Genomic DNA, 19429 nt, shown 5'->3' with positions numbered 1-19429 from the left:
CCGGGGTCGTGGCATCGGTCAGCCGGGGCCCCTTCCAGGCCCTGGTCGGTTCAGACGGCCGCGGCAGGGCGTGGTTCGCCGCGGAAGACCTGGCGGGCGTGCCACGTGCGGTGAGCCGCGGCGACTGAGCGCACACCGGGCTGCGGTCCGACGAGCGGGCGGCCGGCGAGGGCCACGACGTACTCGCGGGCGGCGGGGCTGTGGCCGATGAAGCGCTGTGAGACCAGGATGCGCTGATCGTCCCCCACGCCGAGGACGCCCTTGTCGAAGAGCTTGTGATGCAGCGAGCACAGGCACAGCCCGTTCTCGATCGCGTCGGGGCCGCCGAAGGCCCACCAGCGCACATGGGCGGCCTCCAGCCCGACCGGCACCGCGCCGATCCTGCCGTCGTAACCGCAGAAGGCACACCGGTACTCGTATGCGGTCAGGACCAGCTCCCGCATCCGCGGGTCCCGCCGTCTGCGCGTCGTCGCCGGCTGCTGGAGCTCGCCCGGTTCCAGTTCCAGGCCGACGGCCTCACACAGTTCGCTGTGGAGAGAGGGCGGGAAGTGCAGATCGAGCAGTAATCGCGCCACCCTCCCCAGCAGTTCCGGTTCCCGGCGCAGCGCCGCTCTCAGATCCGGCGTCAACTGCCCGACGGCACCCGTCTCCCGGAGGTCCCGTACCCCGCTCCCGGGGCTGCCGGGCCCGCGATCGGTACGCACGTCCCATACGCCGTCGCTGACCAAGTGGTGGAACGGGTAGGCGGGAGTCGTCTTGTTCGGCGGGCCGTACTCGGTCAGGAGCCGCTGCAGCTCCTGCTCCACCGCGCTGTATCGCAGGCCGTCCTCCGCATCCCGCTGGAACCGACCGAGGGCGTACAGGAGCAGCAGCGGCTTGTGCGGAGCGCGGGTTCCGCTCCTGGTCCACTGTCTCAGGTTCGCGATGCGCTCCAGCCAGTCCATGGCGGCCGATCGTAGACAAGCCCTCCCGCCCCCGGGGAACAGGGGCGGTCAGGCATCCGACCGGACGAAGACCGGCTTGAGGTGTTTCTCCGGCAGCGCGGCCGGCAGGTCCTCCCAGTCGATGACGTGGGAGACGACCCGTTCGGGGGTGACCTTGCCGGAGGCGGCGAGGGCGAGGGCGTCGGGGATGTGGGCGCGTACGTTGTCGCGGGCGACGCGCAGGGTGACGCCGGTGAGGTACATGTCGAGCAGGGGCAACTCGCCGGGGCGGAAGTGGTTGCCGGCGCTCTCGCAGATCCCCTCCGGGGTGAGGCACTTGAGGGCCAGACCGAGCTGGTCGACACGGCCGGTGGCCTCCACGGCGATGTCGAAGCCCTGCGGGACCGCCTCCAGCGTCTCGGCGGTGGCGGCCCCGAACGCGCGGGCCAGTTCGCGGTGTTCGGGAGCGGGGTCGACGTAGAGCACCTCGCAGGCGCCGAGCGCGCGGGCGATGTCGCACACGTAGAGGCCGATGCTGCCGCGGGCGACGACCAGCACCCGTGCTCCGGGCCGGGCCCTGAGGTGGGGCGCGACCAGGCGCCAGGCCAGGGACCAGTTGTCGCTGGCGGAGGCCATGGCGACCGGGTCGAGGCCGGCGGGCAGGGGTACGAGCATGGCGTCGGCGTAGGGCACGCGGACGAGGTCGGAGAAGAGCCCGCCCCAGGTGCCGCCGATCGGCGCGCCGTACATCGCCATGTAGGGCACGGCGGTGCAGTGCGCGGTCAGCCCGGCCCGGCAGCGGTCGCAGTCGCCGCAGTTGACGGACCACGGGACGACCACGAGATCGCCGGGCGCGACGGTGGTGACGGCGTCGCCGGTCTCCACGACCCGGGCGACGCACTCGTGGCCGAGGGCGAAGGGCGGCTCGATGAAGCCGTGCCCGGCGAGGATGGCGGAGTCGACGTCACACGGGGTGGCGGCCACCGGCGCGACGATCGCCTCGCCGTCCGCCTGGATCCTGGGGTCGGGTGCTTCGCGCCATGCGACGGTGCGCTGGGCGACGTAGGTCAGTTCACGCATCGGTGCGCTGCCCCTTCGCCAGTGCCACCAGATCGGCGTACCGGACGACGGAGCCGCCCGCGCCCCAGGTGCCGTCGGGCTGTTCGTCCACCAGCACCCACACCCGCGGCGTGTCCTCCGGGCCGAGGCCGGCGGCGCCCAGGACGGTCTGCGTCGCCTCCGCGACCAGCCCCGCCTTGCGGCGCTCGGACAGAGCGCCCTGCGGGACGACGACCTCCACGAGGAAGCGCGGTGCGTCGTCCTCGGCGGTGGTCTGGGCACCCTCGGGCAGTTCGACGAGGTAACTCCACGCCTGCGCGCGGAAGAAGGCGGTGTCGGGCGCGCCCTCCCAGCGCAGCAGCACGGCAGCCAGGTCGCGCTGGACGGTCGTGCGCCCCTGATCGGTGAGGGCACCGGTCGGGACGGTCAGCTTGATCATCGGCATGGGAGCTCCTCGAATCGGCGACGGCCGTTTCTATGACAGTCGTTATAACGAGAGGTCACGGTAGACTATGACGGCCGTTATAGCCAGAGGGGATGTGCACAAGTGGCCGAGCGAAGTGCGCCGCCGTCGCGTGAGCGGATCGTGGCCGGGGCCGCCGACATGATCAGTCGGCGCGGCCTGAGCGCCACGAGCATCCGGGAGATGGCCAAGCACGCCAAGGCGCCGCTCGGCTCGACGTATCACTACTTCCCCGAGGGCAAGCAGCAACTGGCCACCGAGGCCGTCCGGTACACGGGCGAGTGGGTGGCCCGCAGCCTGCGCAAGGAGCTGGAGTCGGGGCCGGTCGAAGGGCTGCGGGCGTTCCTCGCCCTGTGGCGCAAGATCGTCGTCGACAGCGACTTCCACGCCGGTTGCCCCGTGCTGGCCGTGGCCATCGAGGAGCCCCCGGCCGACGAGATCCCGCCCGCTGTGGCTGCCGCGGCAGAGGTGTTCACCCAGTGGGAGGCCCTGCTGGCCGCCTCGCTGCGCGAGCACGGCAGCGAGGAGGAACGGGCCGCGCAGCTCGCGACGCTCGTCGTCGCGGCCGTGGAGGGCACGGTCGCCATGTGCCGCGCCAAACGCAGCGCACAGCCGCTCGATGACACCGCCGAGCAGTTGCAGGCACTCGTCGCCGGCGCGATCGAGCGCTGACGCGGCCGCGACGGATAGGCGCCAGAGTCTTCCTGTCTTGGCTGACGTCTTCCAGGAAGGTCGTCTGATTCGGGGTCGCAGCCGGTGAGCTCTCGGGGCTCGGTGGGCAGATCGGTCGGAACTGTGGGTGACGGCCCGTCTCGGCACGGAAAAGGGCGAGGCCCGAAGGACCCCGCCCGAACACCAAGAAACCTCGGCTCAGGGCCAAACAAGGCAATACGGCTGATGCCCCGCCTCATGCAACCGATGCGAGAAGTCCTGCCACTCGTGCAGCGATTGGAAGAGGTGGGGTGCTGACCTGGGGTTTTTTGGCGGGATGTGCGTTGACCTGCGGGAACACCTCCCCGCAGTTCTCATCGGTCTACGCCGTTTCCCATGCTCATGTGCCCTGGATGTGCCCTGGACGTGCCTTCGGCCGGTCGGGACGCAGCCCCCCCCGCCCACGCTGATCTGGAGGCTGGCCACGACGCCTTGTGCGGGATTTACCGCCTCGCCATACTCGGTGGATGATCACGCCCCGTGCCTCGCATCAACGCGTGACGAACTCCACGGAACGGCAGCGAGCTGACTTGGACGCCTACGAGGACAGGGCGCGTCGTGGGCCGTGCTTCGTGTGTGCCTTTGTCTCGGGGCACCCCGACTACGGGCATCACACGGTCTTCGAGGACGAGGACCACGTCGCCTTCCTCGACCGGTGGCCCACCCTGGCCGGCAAGGTCCTGGTCGCGCCGAAGAGGCATGTCGAGCATGTCGTTCGTGATCTCGACCAAGAGGCGTACGTCCGGCTCATGCTCGTCGTTCGGGAGGTCGCCCTCGCGGTGGAGGACTGCGTGGGAGCCGAGCGGACGTACCTGTACTCGCTGGGGAGCCAGCAGGGCAACGCGCATCTGCACTGGCACATCGCCTGCCTGCCGCCGGACGTGCCCTATGAGCAGCAGCAGTTCCACGCCCTGATGGCTGAAGGCGGTGTGCTGGCCATGAGCCCCGAGGAGTCCGTCGACATGGCCGCGCGTATCCGTGAACGCATCGCGGCCCGCGGCGGACTCCGGGTGCTGTGACCGGATCTCAAGTCCCGGGAGCCCGGATAGTCGACTGGGCGAAGAAGCAGCCGACTCGACGATCAGCACGGGCACCGATCGCCCCGGCCGTGATGAAGGCTGCTGCCTGACCGACATCCATCTCATCGCCGGCCCATCGTCCTCACGTCGATGACCGAAGCGAACTGTCCGCCAGGATGCGCTCCAAGGATCGGTGACCCATCCGACTCATGGCCGGGTTGCTTTCGACGTAGTACCAGACCAACCCCATCGCTTGAACGAAAGCCCACGCCTTGCCTCGCTCCCATTCAAGGTCGTCGCTGCCCAGATGATCACGGAGCACCTGCCGCGGTCCGGCCTCGAGCAGATGCCATGCGCTCACGAGATCCAGAGAAGGGTCAGCCGGTCCGAAGCCGCCAACGTCGAGAATCCCCGCCAGACGGTCGGCGGACACGAGCACGTTGCCAGGAATCAGATCGCAATGGGCCATGACGTCCTCAGCCGCACTTCGCGGCAGATCGCGCAAAGTTGCCCATATACGGCGAAGCCGAGGAACGTCCAGGAGTTGCTCACTGTGCCTGAAACAGGTCTCCATCCAGGCGTCATGGGTTTGCAGGTCGCCTCCTCGGCCTGTACCGGCAAACGTGCGGCCACGCGTGTCGATAGCGCGCAGGTCGCCGATGAGATCGGCCAAGTCGTGGGCAAACGCCACCGATTCGCCGGGGTCCTCATCGGCGGCCACGATCCCGGGCAGCCACGTCTGCACAGACCACGGAAGCGGGTAGCCTGCGCCGGGTTCACCGAGCGCGACCGGCTCGGGCGTGGGGAAACGCGTGCGACCTGCCAGCATTTGAGCTGCTTCCGCCTCGGACTCCAGCCAGCGCCGGGTCGGCTCGACTTCTGCGGACTCCAGAGGGAATCGAGCTGCGAACCGGTCACCGATACGGAAGAGGGCGTTGACCGTACCCTGCGCAGCGATGCTCCTGACCGGCAGGCTCCGCCACTCAGGAAACTGCTGATCGACCAACGTGCGCACCGTCTCAGGCGACACCGTCAGCTGGTTGGCGTGCATCTTCACGGTGAAAAGCATCCGCGTCAGGTTCTCCAACTGCAACCTGTTTCTTGTCGCGCGACCTTGCCTGTCGGCAGCCCGGCACCAGCCACTTCACAGCCGTCGTCGCTGTCGTAGCCGCACTGTCGAGGCGTCGGGAATCGTGGTGCAGGTGGCCTGACTCCCGCCCGATTCAGGCTTGCTGCGCGACGTCCTCGGCCAGCTCGGCGAGGGTTCGCTCCGCCAGCGACCGCGCCTCCGGCGTGCTGTCGGCCCCGGCAAGGGTGATCGCCGCCTTCCAGGCCGCCCAACCCTGGGCGCGGTGCCAGGTGTCCTGGTCCAGACCGGCCGCGCGGACGAACAGCGGACGCGTCTCGCGGTCGAACATCGTCCACGCGGCCACCAGGTCGCAGGCAGGGTCCCCGACGGCGGAGCAGCCGAAGTCGATGACCGCCGAGAGCCGTCCCTCGCTCAGCAGCAGGTTTCCGGGTGCGATGTCGCCGTGCAGCCACACCGGTGCCTCGATCCACGAAGACTCCGTGGCGCGGCGGACGCACCGCTCGCCCACCTCCCGCACTTCGGGCACGAGCCCGGCGAGAGCCAGGATGGCTTCGTCGGCGTAGACCGTGAATTCGGCGCCACGCGAGGAGTTGTGCGTCCCCGGCGGCGGGGCGTCCTGCGTCGGCGTGGCGCGCAGGGCCGTCAGGAACTCGCCCAGGCCCACCGCGACAGCGGCCAGATCGGCTTCCCCGGCACCGGCGCGGTTCAGCGTCTGCCCGGGGTACCAGGCGTACACCGACCACGGACCGTCGAACAGCGGGCCTGGCGCACCCTTGGCGACCGGCTTCGGGATCGGCAGTGGCAGCACTTCGGCGAGCACCGGCAGCCAGCGGTGCTCTTTCTCGACCTGGGCGTCGTAACCCCGCGCGCTGGGTATCCGGACCGCGAGGTCGGAGCCAAGGCGGAAGGTGCGGTTGTCCCAGCCCTGCGGCTCGACCGGGCAAAGCGGCAGCTCGGCCCACTGGGGGAACTGCTCGCGCACGAGCCGGCGCGCGAGGTCCAGGTCGGGCACCGGCCGCTCGGCGGTGGGCACGGAACTGTCCTGGCTGGGGCTCATGGCGGGATCTCCTGCGGAGGTATCGGTCACGTCGATCACTGGTCACGGGTCGAGTACCGGTCACGGTCGGTCAGCGGCCCCGGGACCGCTCCGGCCGGCCGGGCGAAGCGGGTGCCTTCGGCGGACGGGTCCCGCCGCACCGTAGCGGCTGAAGCGGGGGACGAGCCGCGTAAGGGATCCGGCGAGCATGATCACCCCAGCGCCCAGCCCGGCCACGGCGCCCACCCCGACCAGCGCCGCAGCGGGCACAGCCCCAGCCATCCCGACGGGCTCCACAATCCGGGGACGGCGGCGTCGTGCAGCCTGCCCCGCGCGTCCGGCGGGCACGCGTGGTTGAGTGCGGTGTACCACCACACGCCGTGCAGGGTGATGCCCACGCCCCCGACCACGGCCGCCGCGATGTCGGCGTCGACCAGCCGGACCGCGCCGAGGCCGTCCCACAGACGCAGCGCTGGCATCTGCTCCTCCGTATGCCGGTCGGGCCAGGTCAGCTTCAGCGCCGGCGGCTCGCCGTCTCGGCCGACCGGCACCACGAGGCTGTGGTAACCGTGCATGGGCTGCCCGTCGACCTCCAGGTTCCACCGGTCGCACCACTCGGCGCCGGTGTCCGGCAGGGCCGCCGGCCACCGGCGCCCCGCCTCGCCCTGGTGCTGCCGGCGGTCGAAGCCCCGAAGGGCCTCGGGCACCTCTACCGGCTTGCGTTGCTGTGGACCTCAGCAGTCACCGCATCTCCCTCACGATCACAACTGTGCGCGGCGAGAGGTTGCCGCGCTTTGGAAGGGCGGAAGAGCCAGGGCCCGTCCGGTGGGCGGGGAGGGCACCGGACAGGCCCTGGCTGTCTCAGGGGGTGGATCGGGGCGGGCAGTTGTCCGACGTTCTTTCCTGTGGTGGCTATGCCGAGAGCCAGGCTGCCTGGTCAGGTGCCAGCAGGTCGTCTTCTACGGGGCCGCTGGAGAGCAGGATCGAGGCGTGTTCGGGGAGTGGGTACGGCTCGGCGGAGAGGTTGACCACGCAGGTGAAGCCTTGGCCGCGACTGAAGGCGAGGACTCCCTCGGGGCTGTCCAGCCAGGTGAGGGTGCCGTCGCCGAGGGCGGGGTGTTCGCGGCGCAGGTGCAGGGCCGTGCGGTAGAGCTCCAGCATCGACGTCTTGTCGCCGGTCTGTGCCTGCACGGTGCGCTCGCCCCAGTTGGCGGGTTGGGGGAGCCAGGGGGCGGCGGAGGCGCCGTCGGGGCTGAAGCCGAAGGGGGTGGTCCGGCCGGACCAGGGGATCGGAACCCGGCAGCCGTCCCGGCCGCGGTCGGTGTGGGCGGAGCGTTCCCAGATGGGGTCCTGGAGGACGGATTCCGGGAGGTCCTCGACCTCGGGCAGGCCGAGTTCCTCACCCTGGTAGACGTAGGCGCCGCCGGGGAGGCCGAGCATCAGCAGGGCCGCCGCGCGGGCGCGGCGGGTGCCGAGGGCCGGGTCGGGGGGTCCGTCGGGTCGGTAGGGCTCGGTGGGTGACCAGCGTCTGACCGTCTTGCGGGCGTAGCGGCTGGCGTGGCGCATGACGTCGTGGTTGGAGAGCACCCAGGTGGCCGGCGCGTCGACCGCGCTGAGGAGAGTGAGCGAGTCGTCGATGACCGTACGTAGGTCCTTCGGATCCCAACTGGCCATCAGAAAATCGAAGTTGAAGGCGGTGTGCAGGCCGTCCCCGCGGACGTAGGCGGCGAGGCGCTCCGGGGTGTCCGTCCAGGCTTCCGCCACGAACGCCCGGTCGCCCCCGTACTCGTCGGCCAGCCGGCGCCAGGTCCGGAAGATGTCGTGGACCCCGTCGCGGTCCCAGTGCGGGTGTCCCGTGTCCTGGCGGGGTGGCAGGTCGGGCAGTTCGGGGTCCTTGATCAGGCCGTGCGCCACATCGATACGGAAGCCGTCCACGCCCCGGCTGAACCAGAACCGCAGGATCGACTCGAACTCCTCCCGCACTTCCGGGTGTTGCCAGTTGAGGTCGGGCTGTTCCGGAGCGAACAGGTGCAGGTACCACTCGCCGTCGGGCAGCCGGGTCCAGGCGGGGCCGCCGAAGACCGACACCCAGTTGTTGGGCGGCTGAGTGCCGTCGGGACCGCGGCCGGGGCGGAAGATGTAGCGCTCCCGCTCCGGAGTGCCGGGGCCGGCGGCCAGTGCCGCCTGGAACCAGGCGTGTTGGTCCGAGGTGTGGTTCGGGACGATGTCCGGGATGACGCGGATCCCGTACCCGTGTGCCTCCTCGATGAGCTGCTCGGCCTCGGCGACGGTGCCGAACAGCGGGTCGATCTCGCGGAAGTCGGCCACGTCGTAACCGTGGTCCGCCATCGGGGACTTGTACCAGGGGTTGATCCAGAGGGCGTCCACACCGAGCGACTTGAGGTACGGCAGACGGGAGCGGAGGCCGGCGATGTCGCCGACGCCGTCACCGTTGCCGTCGGCGAAGCTGCGGATATAGACCTGGTAGATGACGGCGCTGCGCCACCACGGTGCGGTGTTACCGGTTGTCGGCATGCGGTTCTGCACTCCTTCGGTGGGGGCGCGGTGCGGGTCGCTACGGGTTCGCCCGCCGCTACTCCTTGACGGCTCCGGCGTTGGCGCCCCGGACGAAGTAGCGCTGGAAGCAGAAGAACAGCACCGCCACCGGCAGCGTCGACAGCAGGGCCGCCGCCAGTTTCAGCGGGTACTGGGTGCCGCTGCCCAGGCCACCGGAGACGAACCGGGCCAGTCCGGTCGTCAGCGTCTCGTACTGGGCGGACTGGGTGGCGACCAGGAAGTGGGTGAACTCGTTCCAGGAGCCCTGGAACGACAGGATGGTCAGAGTGATCAGGGCGGGCCGGGCCATCGGCAGGACCACCGACCAGAAGGTGCGGAACACCCCGGCGCCGTCCACCCGCGCGGCTTCCTCCACTTCCCGCGGGATGGACTCGAAGAACTGCTTCATCATGAAGATGCCGCCCGCGCCCACCAGCATCGGCAGGATCATGCCGGTGTAGGTGTCGAAGAGCCCGAGGGTGTTGAGCACCAGGAACCGCGGGATCAGCAGGGCGATGCCGGGCACCGCCATCACGGCGATGACGAAGCCGAACAGCAGCGTGCGTCCCCGGAAGCGCAGCCGGGCCAGCGCGTACCCGGCCATGGAGTCGAACAGCACATGCCCGGCCGTGGCCACGACGGCGATGAACGTCGAGTTGCCCAGCCAGCGCAGGAAGGGGACGCCGTCCCCGTTCTGGCTCAGCCCGAACAGTCGCTGGTAGGAGGCGGTCGTCGGCGGGGACGGGATCAGTCCGAGGGGGTGGGCCGCCGCGTCCGGGTCCGTCTTGAACCCGGTAACGAGCTGGATGACGAACGGCATCAGATACAGCAGCCCGAGCCCCAGCACGAGCGTGTATCCAAGTATCCGCAGGTGCGTCGGGTGCCGTCCGAGCACGGGGCGTTCCTGGGCCCGGACGGCCGTGGCCTTGGCCTTCATCGGTTCCTCCCGAGACGGAGACGGATACGGGAGCTGGGCTGGGGGACGCGCTCGCGCAGCGCCCAGCGCTGCAGCACGGTCATGGCCAGGATCAGGGCGAGCAGGATGAAGGCGATGGCCGCGCCCTGGCCGAAGTCGCCGTCACCGAAAGCCGCCGTGTAGGACAGGAAGGCGGGCGTCAGTGTCGTGTTGGCCGGGCCGCCCTGACTCACGACGTACACCTGGTCGAAGACCTGCCACGAGCCGATCATGCCGAGTGTGAGGACGAAGAAGAGTACGGGTCGCAGGGCGGGCAGCGTCACATGGCGCAGCAGCTGCAGACGGTTGACGCCTTCGATGGCGGCCGATTCCTCCAGTTCCCGGGGGACGTCCTGGAGGGCGGCCAGGAAGATCAGCATCAGGGTGCCGGACGTCGTCCACACGGCGAGCACGATGAGCGTGCACATCGCGACGGACGGCCCGGACAGCCACTCGAACCACGAAAGGCCCATGAAGGAGTGGTCGGCCAGGAATCCCGAGGGCCTGTCGGGGTCGACGATGCCGAGGGCGCCGAGCAGGAGTGAGAGCACGCCGCGCGAGTCGGCGAACCAGTTGGGTCCCTTGATCCCGGCCCAGGACAGCAGCGTGTTGACGGCGCCGCTGCCCTGGAACAGGAAGAGGAAGATGGTGGAGACGGCGATGGAGCTGGTGACCGACGGGAAGTAGAACGTGGTGCGCAGGGCGCCCCGGGCGCGCAGCAGCCGCTGGTTGACGATCATGGCCAGGCCCAGCGCGAGGCAGGTCTGGAGCGGCACGGTGAGCAGCACGTAGTAGGCGGTGTTGCGCAGCGAGGTCGTGAACAGCGTGCGGTCCAGGCCGTCCTCGGTGAGGAGTGCGCGGTAGTTGCCGAGGCCCACGAACGTCGCCTGGCCGCTGAACGGGTTGGACTGGCCGTCCCAGTTCAGCAGGCTCACCCAAGCCGCCATCAGGATCGGCAGCACCAGGAACAGGCCGAGGATGATCACCATGGGGCTGACGAACAGCCAGCCCCAGAGTCCTTCCCGGCGGCGCCCCGCGCGCGGGGCGAGGTGTGCGCGGGGCGCCGCGTGCGGACCGGTCCCACCGGGCGTGTCAGGTGTGCCCGGTGAGCCGGCCGTTCGGGGGTCCGCAGCTGCGGACGCCGGGGTGGCGGTGGGGGTGGCGCCGCCGGGCGCCCGGCTCGAGCGGCGCGTCGGACGGGAAACCATGGCGGCTCATTCGCCCTTCGCCAGGGCTTGTTCGCCGTTGCGCTGCAGGTCGGCGAGGATCTTCGCCGGATCGCCGGTGCGCAGCGACTGAAGGCCGGTGTTGAACTGGCCGAGGACCTTCTCGAAGCCGGGTATGGTCACCGGGCCCTGGGCGTAGGCGTTCGCGTCGACCCATGCCTTTGCGGCGGGCACCTTGTCGGCGTAGGTGGCCTGGGCGCTGGTGCGCGAGGGCATCACGCCGAAGGCGTCGGCGAACTTCAGCTGCTGGGTGGCGGAGGTCAGATACTTCACCAGGTCCACGGACGCGGCCCGGTGCGTGCTGTCCTGGGCGACACCCCAGCAGGTGCTGAAGGCGAGCGAGCCCTTCCCTGCTGGTCCTTCGGGCAGGGGCACGGCCTTGTACTTGATGTTCGGGAAGTCGAGCTTCATGGCGCCGGTGAGCCAGTTGCCCTCGATGGTCATGGCGGCCTTGCCCTTGCCGAACGCCTCACCGCCCCATGCGGTGTCGACCTGCTTGGCGTACTTCAGGGAGCCATCCTTCAGCAGCGACTGCACATAGGTGAGCGCTTCGATGTTCTGGCTGCTGTCGGCGGTCATCTTCGTCTGGTCGGCGTTGGTGATCGCACCGCCGGCCTCCTTCATGAAGGCGCCGAGCCGCACGTACTCGTCGTTGGTCACCAGGCCCGTGACATCACCGCTGGTGAGCTTGGCCGCGACGGTCTTCAGTTCGGCCCAGGTGGTCGGGTAGTCCTTGTCCGTCAGCCCGGCCTTCTTCCACAGGTCGGTGTTGATCGCCAGCGCGAGCGTGGAGGTGTCCTTGGGCAGACACATCAGCTTCCCGTCGTAGGTGAAGGACGACCGCAGCGGCGCGGCGAAGTCGTCGACGTCCTTCACCTGGTCGCCGTAGGCGTAGAGGGAGCCGCCCTTGGCGTAGTTGGCGAACAGGTCGGACGGAACGTAGAAGACGTCCGGCGGATTGCCCCCGGCGAATGACTGCGTGAGCTGCTGGTTGAGATCCTTGGCGAGCTCCACGGTCACCGTGTTGCCGGACTGCTTCGCGTACGCGGCCACGGCCTCCCTGACGGCCTTGGTCTCGGCGTCGCCCGAGGTGCCGATGAGGACCGTCAGTTTCTGGCCGGAGCCGGTGTCCTGCTGTGCTTCCTTGCCGCCGCCGAAACTCGACGAGCAGCCCGTGGCGGCCAGCAGCGCCGCGCAGGTGACTATGGCCGCGGTGGCCTTTCGGTTGACCATGGAAATCCTCCGTGGGATGCGGGTGTGACGTGCGGCTCCACCCGGTCCGCGCGGGATGCGGGTCCGGGGTGGGGGGGGGAGGAGAGGGAGAGGTCTCGAAGATGAAGGGGTGCCGGGCAGACTGGTCACCCGGCCTGGCGGCTGCTGTCCGGGGCAAGGGAGGGGGCGCCGGAGCGGCTGCCTGGTCAGGGCGGCTGCACTCGGCTCCGGGCGCCCAGCGGCTGCTACTCGGCTAACTCGGTCGTGTCCGCGGTGCCGTCGCACGGTGCGCCGCTGCTGTCGCGCACGACCAGGGACGGCTCCAGCAGAAGGCGCTCCGGCGGTGCGTCTGGCGCGGCGATCCGCGCCAGCAGCAGCCGTACGCACTCCCGGCCGACCTCCTCCAGCGGCTGGGCGACGGAGGTCAGTGCGGGGAAGAGGTTCTCGGCGGTCGGCGAGTCGTCGAAGCCGACCACGGCGACATCGCGGCCGGGGGCGGCGCCGCGCTCGCGCAGCGTCTGGTAGCAGCCGAGGGCCAGCATGTCGCTGGCCGCGATCACGGCGGTCGCGCCCGCGTTCAGGAGCGGTTTCACGGCGGTGCGGGCCGCGTCGATGTCACCCACCGTCTGCGCGCGCCGCCCGCGGGTCGGCAGTCCGTGCCGGCGCATGGCCCGCTGCCAGCCCTCGGCACGGTCGTCACCGGAGCCGGAGCCGCGTTCCCAGCCCAGGAAGGCGATCTTGCGATGCCCGAGGGCGACCAGGTGCTCGACCGCGGCGTCCGTGCCCGAGGCGCCGTCGACGTCGACCCAGTCGCCGATCTGCCGCCCCGACCAGATCCGGCCGAAGGCGACGAACGGTACACCCCGCTTGGCGAGCCACGCCTGGCGCGGGTCGTTGCGGGCGGTGCCGCTGAGCACGAAGCCGTCGACCTCGTGCTGGTCCAGCAGTTCCTCGTACCCCTGAAGGGTCGGGCCGCCGGGCGGGCAGGCGAACAGCAGGATCCGGTATCCGGCCTCATCGGCGGCCTGCGACAAGGCGTGCAGGAACCGGTCCAGGACCGGGTTGCTGCTCAGTGTGGGCAGGATGCCGTAGCCGATCAGCTTGCTGGAGCGGGTGCGGAGCGTCTGCGCGGCGCGGCTGGGGCGGTAGCCCATCTCCTCGATCACGCGGCTCACCCGCTCCAGGGTCTCGGGACGCAGCATGCCGGGCGAGTTGATCGCGTTCGACACGGTCTGCGGGGAGACCCCGGCCCGGGCGGCGACCATCGCGAGGGTCACCGGGCCGTTCTTGGCCGAGGCAGTGTTCTTGGCGCGGGGCATGCGGCTCTCCGGCTTGCTGAGGAGATGTGGGTCGGTTTTAGCGTTCCAAAAGCGTTGTCATCGCTCTGACGTTTGACTTAGTGTCCTTTGAACGATCTAACGCTGAGAGGTTCTACTTCCTTGGACACCACTGTCAAGACCCAGGACACCAACGGCTCGGTCACGGCGCCCTCCTCCGCGACCGGCGGCCTGCAGCCGTTCCTGCATGACGCGGTCGTCACACTGCACGCGCCGAGCCTCGTGATCTCGAGAGAAGACGGGCAGCTCAGCGGAGGTGCGGACGGCTTCTACCACGGCGACCGACGGGCGCTTTCCCGGCTGACCGTCACCGCCGAGGGCATCGCTCTGGCGCCCGTTCAGGGCGGGCTGCGGGGCGCGGACCGCGCCGGCTTCCGGGCGGTCCTGCGCGGGCTCGGCGAGGTGACACCGGACCCGGCCGTCGCCCTGCACCGCCGCCGCAGCACCTCCGACGGCCGCTTCGAGGAGGTCTTCGAGGTCACCAACGCGGGCGGCGAGCACGCCCGCCTCCGGCTGACGGTGAGCGCGGGCACGGACCTCGCCACCATGGAGCAGGTCAAGTCGGGACACGTCATCGCGGAGGCGTCGCCGCAGGTCGCGGACGGCGACACCGTCGGCCTCGCCTGGTCCACGGACGACTTCACCGTACGACTGGCCGCCGAGCCCGCACCGGACGCGCTTCAGGTGCCGACGGGCGAACTGTCCTACGACATCGACCTCAAGCCCGGCACATCGTGGACGGCGACACTGACCTGCACCGCCACCTACGCGGACGGCGACCAGTTCCCGGCGCCGCCCGCGGGCCGACTGCCCTGGCGCATCCCCGTGCTGCGCAGCGCGGACCGTCGCTTCGACCGGTGGCTGGAGCAGTCCCTCGCCGACCTGGACCGGCTGCGCCTGACGGACCCGCGGTCGCCCGACCCGGACCGCCCGGACCAGTTCCTGGCCGCCGGCGCCCCCTGGTTCCTGACCCTCTTCGGCCGCGACTCGCTCTGGGCCGCCCGCATGCTCCTCCCGCTCGGCACCGAGCTCGCCGCCGGAACCCTGCGGACACTCGCCCGCCGCCAGGGCCTGGTCACTGACTCGGCCACGGAGGAGCAGCCGGGCAAGATCCTTCACGAAGTGCGCCGCGACACCCTCCAGATCGCGGACCGCCTCTCCCTCCCGCCGGTGTACTACGGCACGGTGGACGCCACACCGCTGTGGATCACCCTGCTCCACGACGCCTGGCGCTGGGGTCTGGCCCCGGAGGAAGTCGAACTACTGCTGCCCCACGCCGAGTTGGCGCTCGCGTGGATGCGTGACCAGGCAGACGCCAGTGGTGACGGGTTCCTCAAGTACGTCGACCAGACCGGCCACGGCCTGTCCAACCAGGGCTGGAAGGACTCCGACGACTCCATCCGCTACCGCGACGGCCGCCGCGCCCACGCTCCGATCGCGCTGTGCGAGGTCCAGGCGTACGCCTACGAGGCCGCACGCGCCGGAGCTGCGCTGCTGCGCGCGTTCGGCCGCCCGGGCGCGGACGCCTGGGAGGACTGGGCGGACCAGCTGGCCGCCCGCTTCCGGGCGTGTTTCTGGGTGGAGGACGAGAAGGGTCCGTACCCGGCGGTCGCGCTCGACGGCGACGGCAGGCCGGTCGACTCGGTCACCTCTGGCTTCGGCCACCTCCTGGGCACGGGCCTGCTCAACGCGGAGGAGAGTGCGCTGCTGGCCGCCCGGATCGCCGGGCCCGACCTCGACGCGGGGCACGGTCTGCGCACTTACAGCAGCGACGCGGTGGGCTACAACCCGTACGGCTATCACGTCGGTTCGATCTGGCCGCACGACACCGCGATCGCCGTACACGGCCTGATCAGGGCCGGCTTCCCGGACGCCGCGGCATCCCTGGCCGACGGCCTGTTGACGGCGTCGGCAGCATTCGACGCCCGCCTGCCCGAACTCTTCGCAGGCCACGGCACCGAGGCGGGCCCCGGCCCGGCCCCCTATCCAGCGTCCTGCCGTCCCCAGGCGTGGGCGGCCGCGTCCTCGGTCCTCGTGCTTCAAGCGGCCTTGGGCCTGAACGCGGACGTCCCGGGCGGCACGGTCACCGTGGCCTCCACGTTCGCCCGGAACTACGGACCGCTGTCCCTGAACGGGTTCCAGGTCGATGGGAACCGACTGGACGTCACGGTGACAGCGGACGGAGCAGCGCAGGTGACGCCACCGGGGGAGTTGGTCGTGACCATGGCCTGATGTGACTGAGCGCGCTACGTGGTGCTGGCCGCCCATCCGGACACGCGGTCAGAACCCGCTACATGGCCATCACATGACGAGGGCGGGGTCGGAAACCCCGCCCGCTACTCATGAAATCCCAGGTCAGAGCCACACCAGGCAATAAGGCTGATGCCCCGCCTCATGCAGCCGATGCGAGAAGTCCTGCCACTCATGAAGCCGATTGAGGGCGGGAGGGTGCTGGCCTGGGGTTTCTTGGCGATGTGTGCGCTGACCAGGGGAAACGTCTCTCCGTAGTTCTCACTGGTCTACGCCGTTTCCCGGGCTCATGTGCCCTGGATGTGCCCTCGGGCTCGATACGAGCGACTTGTGCGTGCCGGCTCGACAGCCGACTCGCCGCTCTCTGAGTGTGGTTCAGTCCCGGAGGTCTTGGACCATCACCGCGTACACGGGTGAGTCGGCGAATGGTTGTTGCTCGCCGACTTTGGAGTACCCCCACGACTCATAGAGTTCCTGCACCTTGGGGTGGGTGACGTCGACCAGGAGCACGGCGAGGTCTTCCGTACGTTCCTTGAGCAGCGCCTCGTGCAATCGCTCGGAGATGCCCTGCTTGCGCCAGCCGGGGCGGACCATCACCTCGGACACGGCATAGGTAGAGGTGTAGCCGTTGTTCGGCTCGTAACCCGTGGAGCGCCACCACTCCCGGCCAGGGGCGAGCTGGGCGCCGTAGGCGAAGCCGACGGGTTCCTCTCCGTCGTAGGCCACGACACAGGAGAAGCCCTCCATGCCGCTCCAGTGGTCGACGAACCAGGCGAAGCGCTGGTGGAAGGGGTCGTCCATCTGGTCGGCGTAGGCGTCGGCGTGTACGTCGATGAGCATCTGCCGGAAACCTTCGGGGAGGTTTCCGTGCTGGAAGTGACGTAGGTCGGTCACGCTCGACTCCATTCGGTTCGCATTCGGTCTGCCCAGTCTCGTGCGCAGGAGGTGGAAGGGGACAGGGCGAACAGGCCCCGGTGGAAGTCGCCGATGAGCGTGCGCATACGGCCGGGCAGGGGATCGCCATCCATGATGGTGAAGACGTCGGCGGCTGTCACTGTGGCTTGTTCGGCGTCGCCCTGGTGCAGTTGCGCGAGAGCAAGTTGGGCCGTTGCGAGCGCCCTGTTGCGCCGGAAGGTTGTCGGGATCTTGGCCAGGGCGCGGTGAGCCATGGCTTCGGCGTGGGCGTGGTGTCCGCTGTTGTAGTGGACGATGGCGGCGAGGTGATCGAGTTCGGCCTGGCCGTAGAAAGCTGTCCAGCGCGGGCGCTCGCGTTCCGGAGTCTTGGTGAAGGCGTCCTGGGCCGATCCGAGGGATCGCCCAGCGATGCGGCCATCGCCGAGTGCCGCGTAGGCGAGGGCGGCGCGGATACGACCCAGGGAGTCGAAGAACGGGTCACGTCGAGCGGCCGGGGAGGCTTGTGCGGCCTGAGCTGCCGCGAGAGCTTCCGGCCAGTTCTGGCGCTGGTAGGCGAGCATGGACAGGTTGACCCACACCCGCATTTCGGTGGGGCCGTCCTGGGATAGGCCGGCGTACGTCGCGGATTCGTTCAGGTGCCGTTGCGCCTGGTCGAGGTTGCGGGCGTCGATGCAGGACCAGGCCGCGATGGTGGAGTATTCAGCGGCCAGCGCGTACAGAGCTCGGCGGACGCGTTCGCCGGCGTTGCGCTGCTGCAACTCCAGTACGCCGTCGCGGCCTTTCATTGCCGCCTTCTCCAACTCCGCGTGACCACCCTGGCGGTCGTCGGCTGCGACGAGGGCGTTCATCCCGGTGGCGGCTCGAGCCACATCTGACATGCCGACCGCGCGGCGCTGGGCGATCTGGGGAACCACGGCGGCTGCGGTTCCGGTGGCCGAAGCGATGAAGGTGCGACGCCGCACAGGGTCCTCCTGCGGGTGGTGCATGGTGCGTGGTGCGCTGAACCCTAAGTCCTCGACGGGGCACCCGAACACCCACTCCAGCGCGGCGCATGTACGGCTGATGGGGCGGCGGGACGTTCCGTTGAGCAGGTTGCGGACGGTGCGGGCGGAGACATCGCCGGGTCTGCCGGTGATCTCTGCCAGCGCAGTGTTCATCCGACCAGCCAATTCATCCTGGGTGAGGCCGAGTTCCTCCAGCCGGCTCTTGAGGATGGCGTTCGCTCCCATGCCACCGACCGTAGACCGGCAGTCACCGACTGAACCAGACCCCAGGTCACGGGAATGCAAAGTCTTCCGGTTCGAGGCGGTGGTGGGAGCACGACCTTTCCTGTTCCTCTCGGGCCACAGGCGGTTGACTCGGTATCAGCCCGTCGAGGTCCTGATTCCCCCTTCCTCGACGGCTTGGAGGAGAGCCCGCCCCCGGCGCCACCCCGTCGCGGGGGCGGGCGTCCACCCCGGAGGGATGTTCCTGTGACCATGACCGCAGCCCGACCTACTGCGACCGGCGCCCCCGGTTACACCGAGACGATGCCGTGCGAGCCGGAATCCGCTTGCCGGGCCCGCCTGCTCGTCTCCGCAGCCCTAAGCACTTGGGGCATAGGCGAGTTGGCTGAGGCCGGGGTGCAGATTGTGGCCGAGCTGGTCAACAACGCAATCGACCACACTCGGTGCCGGAACGTCCGTGTCCTGGTCACGCGTCCAACCCAGGGCGTGGTGCGTATCGGCGTCGCCGACACATGCAGGGAAGGCCCCGAGCTGGGCAGCCCCGACGACGACGCCGAGGAGGGGCGCGGCCTGCTCCTGGTGGAGGCCCTCAGCTGGAGATGGGGATACGACCGGAAGCGCTGGGGCAAGGTCGTGTGGGCCGAGCTGGAAGTGCTGGCCGAGTGCTGAGGCCCCGGGTGTCCTTACGTCTGATGGATGCCGACGAACTGGTGGACGATCCCAGCCCAGAGGCGTGTGTAGAACTCACCCTCGGTCCCTTCCGTGCGACGAGCGACCCCGGCACCGAGATATTCGCCGCGCCCCTGCGCATCATGCCCGTGGATCTCCTCCGGCTGCACATGGAGTCGGACCTTGCGCTCGGGGAAATCCGAGCCGAGGCCACAAGGGCGGAGACCGAGTATCAGCGGCGACTTAGCCGCTGGCACGAGGAGGGCCGAGCGGCGGTCGAGGGCAGGGAGCCGGAGGTGACACTCCTCGTGCGTGTGCTTGAGGGACTCCGTCGGCAAGTTGTCGCGCCGGTCTGACACCGCTCCGAGGCGACCGGCGCTTGACAACTCCCGCTGGGCGCCTCGATGTCCGATGCGCTTGGTGAGCGAGCAAGGCAGTCGAGACACAGGCACTATCCGTAGAGAAAGGAAGACCGTGTTCAACTACATGGACCGATTCCCCACCGGCAGCCCGCTGCCACAGGGACACCTGACCGCCGCTCCTTGGGGCCTGCGTCGCATCGCCCCGTACCCGTCCGTCGAGGCCCCGGACTACGTGGCGGTGGAGCTGGACCCGGCGACCCAGACCGCCCGGTACTTGGACGCGTCCGGAGCGCCCACCATGTCGCCGGGGCATGGCACATCTTCCGGTACCAATCCGTCCACCGGCACCACGGGCCAGGGCGACCGTAACAGCGACTCCCCTGACAGCGACACGGGGAACGACACCGACCAGTGACTCCA

19 protein-coding genes are annotated in these 19429 nt (G+C 69.7%); 6 read left to right on the top strand and 13 right to left on the bottom strand.

All coding sequences use genetic code 11. The features are described from left to right. Positions 1 to 50 precede the first annotated feature (50 nt). From ABZ192_RS17365 to ABZ192_RS17355, 3 genes are read right to left on the bottom strand one after another with little or no spacing between them, the layout of a single operon-like run. Positions 51 to 944: a phosphorothioated DNA-binding restriction endonuclease gene (locus tag ABZ192_RS17365; protein WP_356925329.1), complete on the bottom strand. Its 894-nt coding sequence runs from the start codon at positions 942 to 944 to the stop codon at positions 51 to 53. Between the two features lie 48 nt (positions 945 to 992). Beyond that, positions 993 to 2003, bottom strand: coding sequence for an alcohol dehydrogenase catalytic domain-containing protein (locus ABZ192_RS17360; RefSeq protein ID WP_356925328.1), 1011 nt, complete (start codon positions 2001 to 2003; stop codon positions 993 to 995). Next, positions 1996 to 2427 carry a tautomerase family protein gene (locus ABZ192_RS17355; protein WP_356925327.1) on the bottom strand — a complete coding sequence of 144 codons (432 nt, stop codon included), beginning with the start codon at positions 2425 to 2427 and terminating at the stop codon, positions 1996 to 1998. The genes ABZ192_RS17360 and ABZ192_RS17355 overlap by 8 nt, the downstream gene beginning before the upstream one ends. A gap of 102 nt (positions 2428 to 2529) precedes the next feature. On the opposite strand from ABZ192_RS17355, the gene ABZ192_RS17350 reads away from it, so the two are divergent. After that, entirely contained in the window at positions 2530 to 3117 is a 588-nt protein-coding gene (locus ABZ192_RS17350) for a TetR/AcrR family transcriptional regulator (protein ID WP_356925326.1), read from the top strand. A gap of 536 nt (positions 3118 to 3653) precedes the next feature. Next, positions 3654 to 4175, top strand: coding sequence for an HIT family protein (locus tag ABZ192_RS17345; protein WP_356925325.1), 522 nt, complete (start codon positions 3654 to 3656; stop codon positions 4173 to 4175). Between the two features lie 142 nt (positions 4176 to 4317). Here the strand turns inward: ABZ192_RS17345 and ABZ192_RS17340 are convergent, their stop codons facing one another. The 8 genes from ABZ192_RS17340 to ABZ192_RS17305 all read right to left on the bottom strand — a co-directional run bounded on the left by ABZ192_RS17340 (position 4318) and on the right by ABZ192_RS17305 (position 13569). After that, entirely contained in the window at positions 4318 to 5232 is a 915-nt protein-coding gene (locus tag ABZ192_RS17340; protein WP_356925344.1) for an aminoglycoside phosphotransferase family protein, read from the bottom strand. Positions 5233 to 5398: 166 nt separating this feature from the next. Next, positions 5399 to 6322: an aminoglycoside phosphotransferase family protein gene (locus ABZ192_RS17335; protein WP_356925324.1), complete on the bottom strand. Its 924-nt coding sequence runs from the start codon at positions 6320 to 6322 to the stop codon at positions 5399 to 5401. Positions 6323 to 6513: 191 nt separating this feature from the next. After that, entirely contained in the window at positions 6514 to 7008 is a 495-nt protein-coding gene (locus ABZ192_RS17330) for an aminoglycoside phosphotransferase family protein (RefSeq protein WP_356925323.1), read from the bottom strand. Positions 7009 to 7213: 205 nt separating this feature from the next. Beyond that, positions 7214 to 8836: a glycoside hydrolase family 13 protein gene (locus tag ABZ192_RS17325; protein WP_356925322.1), complete on the bottom strand. Its 1623-nt coding sequence runs from the start codon at positions 8834 to 8836 to the stop codon at positions 7214 to 7216. 58 nt (positions 8837 to 8894) lie between these two features. After that, on the bottom strand, positions 8895 to 9794 hold the full coding sequence (locus tag ABZ192_RS17320) for a carbohydrate ABC transporter permease (RefSeq protein ID WP_149830125.1): 900 nt from the start codon (positions 9792 to 9794) through the stop codon (positions 8895 to 8897). Further along, entirely contained in the window at positions 9791 to 11020 is a 1230-nt protein-coding gene (locus ABZ192_RS17315) for a sugar ABC transporter permease (RefSeq protein WP_356925321.1), read from the bottom strand. The genes ABZ192_RS17320 and ABZ192_RS17315 overlap by 4 nt, the downstream gene beginning before the upstream one ends. Before the next feature lie 6 nt (positions 11021 to 11026). After that, entirely contained in the window at positions 11027 to 12271 is a 1245-nt protein-coding gene (locus ABZ192_RS17310; protein WP_149830124.1) for an extracellular solute-binding protein, read from the bottom strand. 224 nt (positions 12272 to 12495) lie between these two features. Beyond that, a complete protein-coding gene (locus tag ABZ192_RS17305; RefSeq protein WP_356925320.1) occupies positions 12496 to 13569 on the bottom strand; it encodes a LacI family DNA-binding transcriptional regulator in 1074 nt (357 codons plus the stop codon). A gap of 120 nt (positions 13570 to 13689) precedes the next feature. Between ABZ192_RS17305 and ABZ192_RS17300 the strand changes: the two genes are divergently transcribed. Next, the gene (locus tag ABZ192_RS17300; RefSeq protein WP_356925319.1) at positions 13690 to 15819 is read left to right on the top strand and encodes a glycogen debranching N-terminal domain-containing protein; all 2130 of its coding nucleotides are present in this window, start codon (positions 13690 to 13692) and stop codon (positions 15817 to 15819) included. A gap of 393 nt (positions 15820 to 16212) precedes the next feature. On the opposite strand, the gene ABZ192_RS17295 is transcribed toward ABZ192_RS17300, so the two are convergent. Next, positions 16213 to 16743 (bottom strand): GNAT family N-acetyltransferase, encoded by a 531-nt coding sequence (locus ABZ192_RS17295; RefSeq protein WP_149830121.1) that lies wholly within the window; start codon positions 16741 to 16743, stop codon positions 16213 to 16215. Further along, on the bottom strand, positions 16728 to 17981 hold the full coding sequence (locus ABZ192_RS17290; protein ID WP_356925318.1) for a helix-turn-helix transcriptional regulator: 1254 nt from the start codon (positions 17979 to 17981) through the stop codon (positions 16728 to 16730). The genes ABZ192_RS17295 and ABZ192_RS17290 overlap by 16 nt, the downstream gene beginning before the upstream one ends. A 249-nt stretch (positions 17982 to 18230) precedes the next feature. Here ABZ192_RS17290 and ABZ192_RS17285 point away from each other — a divergent pair, with 249 nt between their 5' ends. The 3 genes from ABZ192_RS17285 to tgmA all read left to right on the top strand — a co-directional run bounded on the left by ABZ192_RS17285 (position 18231) and on the right by tgmA (position 19424). After that, positions 18231 to 18647: an ATP-binding protein gene (locus ABZ192_RS17285; RefSeq protein ID WP_356925343.1), complete on the top strand. Its 417-nt coding sequence runs from the start codon at positions 18231 to 18233 to the stop codon at positions 18645 to 18647. A 23-nt stretch (positions 18648 to 18670) separates the two neighbouring features. Next, positions 18671 to 19003: a hypothetical protein gene (locus ABZ192_RS17280; RefSeq protein ID WP_356925317.1), complete on the top strand. Its 333-nt coding sequence runs from the start codon at positions 18671 to 18673 to the stop codon at positions 19001 to 19003. 118 nt (positions 19004 to 19121) lie between these two features. Beyond that, the gene (gene tgmA / locus ABZ192_RS17275; protein ID WP_149830118.1) at positions 19122 to 19424 is read left to right on the top strand and encodes a putative ATP-grasp-modified RiPP; all 303 of its coding nucleotides are present in this window, start codon (positions 19122 to 19124) and stop codon (positions 19422 to 19424) included. Positions 19425 to 19429: the final 5 nt, after the last annotated feature.

The sequence above is a fragment of the Streptomyces sp. NPDC006235 genome (genome assembly GCF_040613735.1).
Classification (GTDB): domain Bacteria; phylum Actinomycetota; class Actinomycetes; order Streptomycetales; family Streptomycetaceae; genus Streptomyces.
The sequence above is the reverse complement of the archived record's forward strand: the minus strand, read 5'-3'. Positions and strand labels throughout refer to the sequence as shown.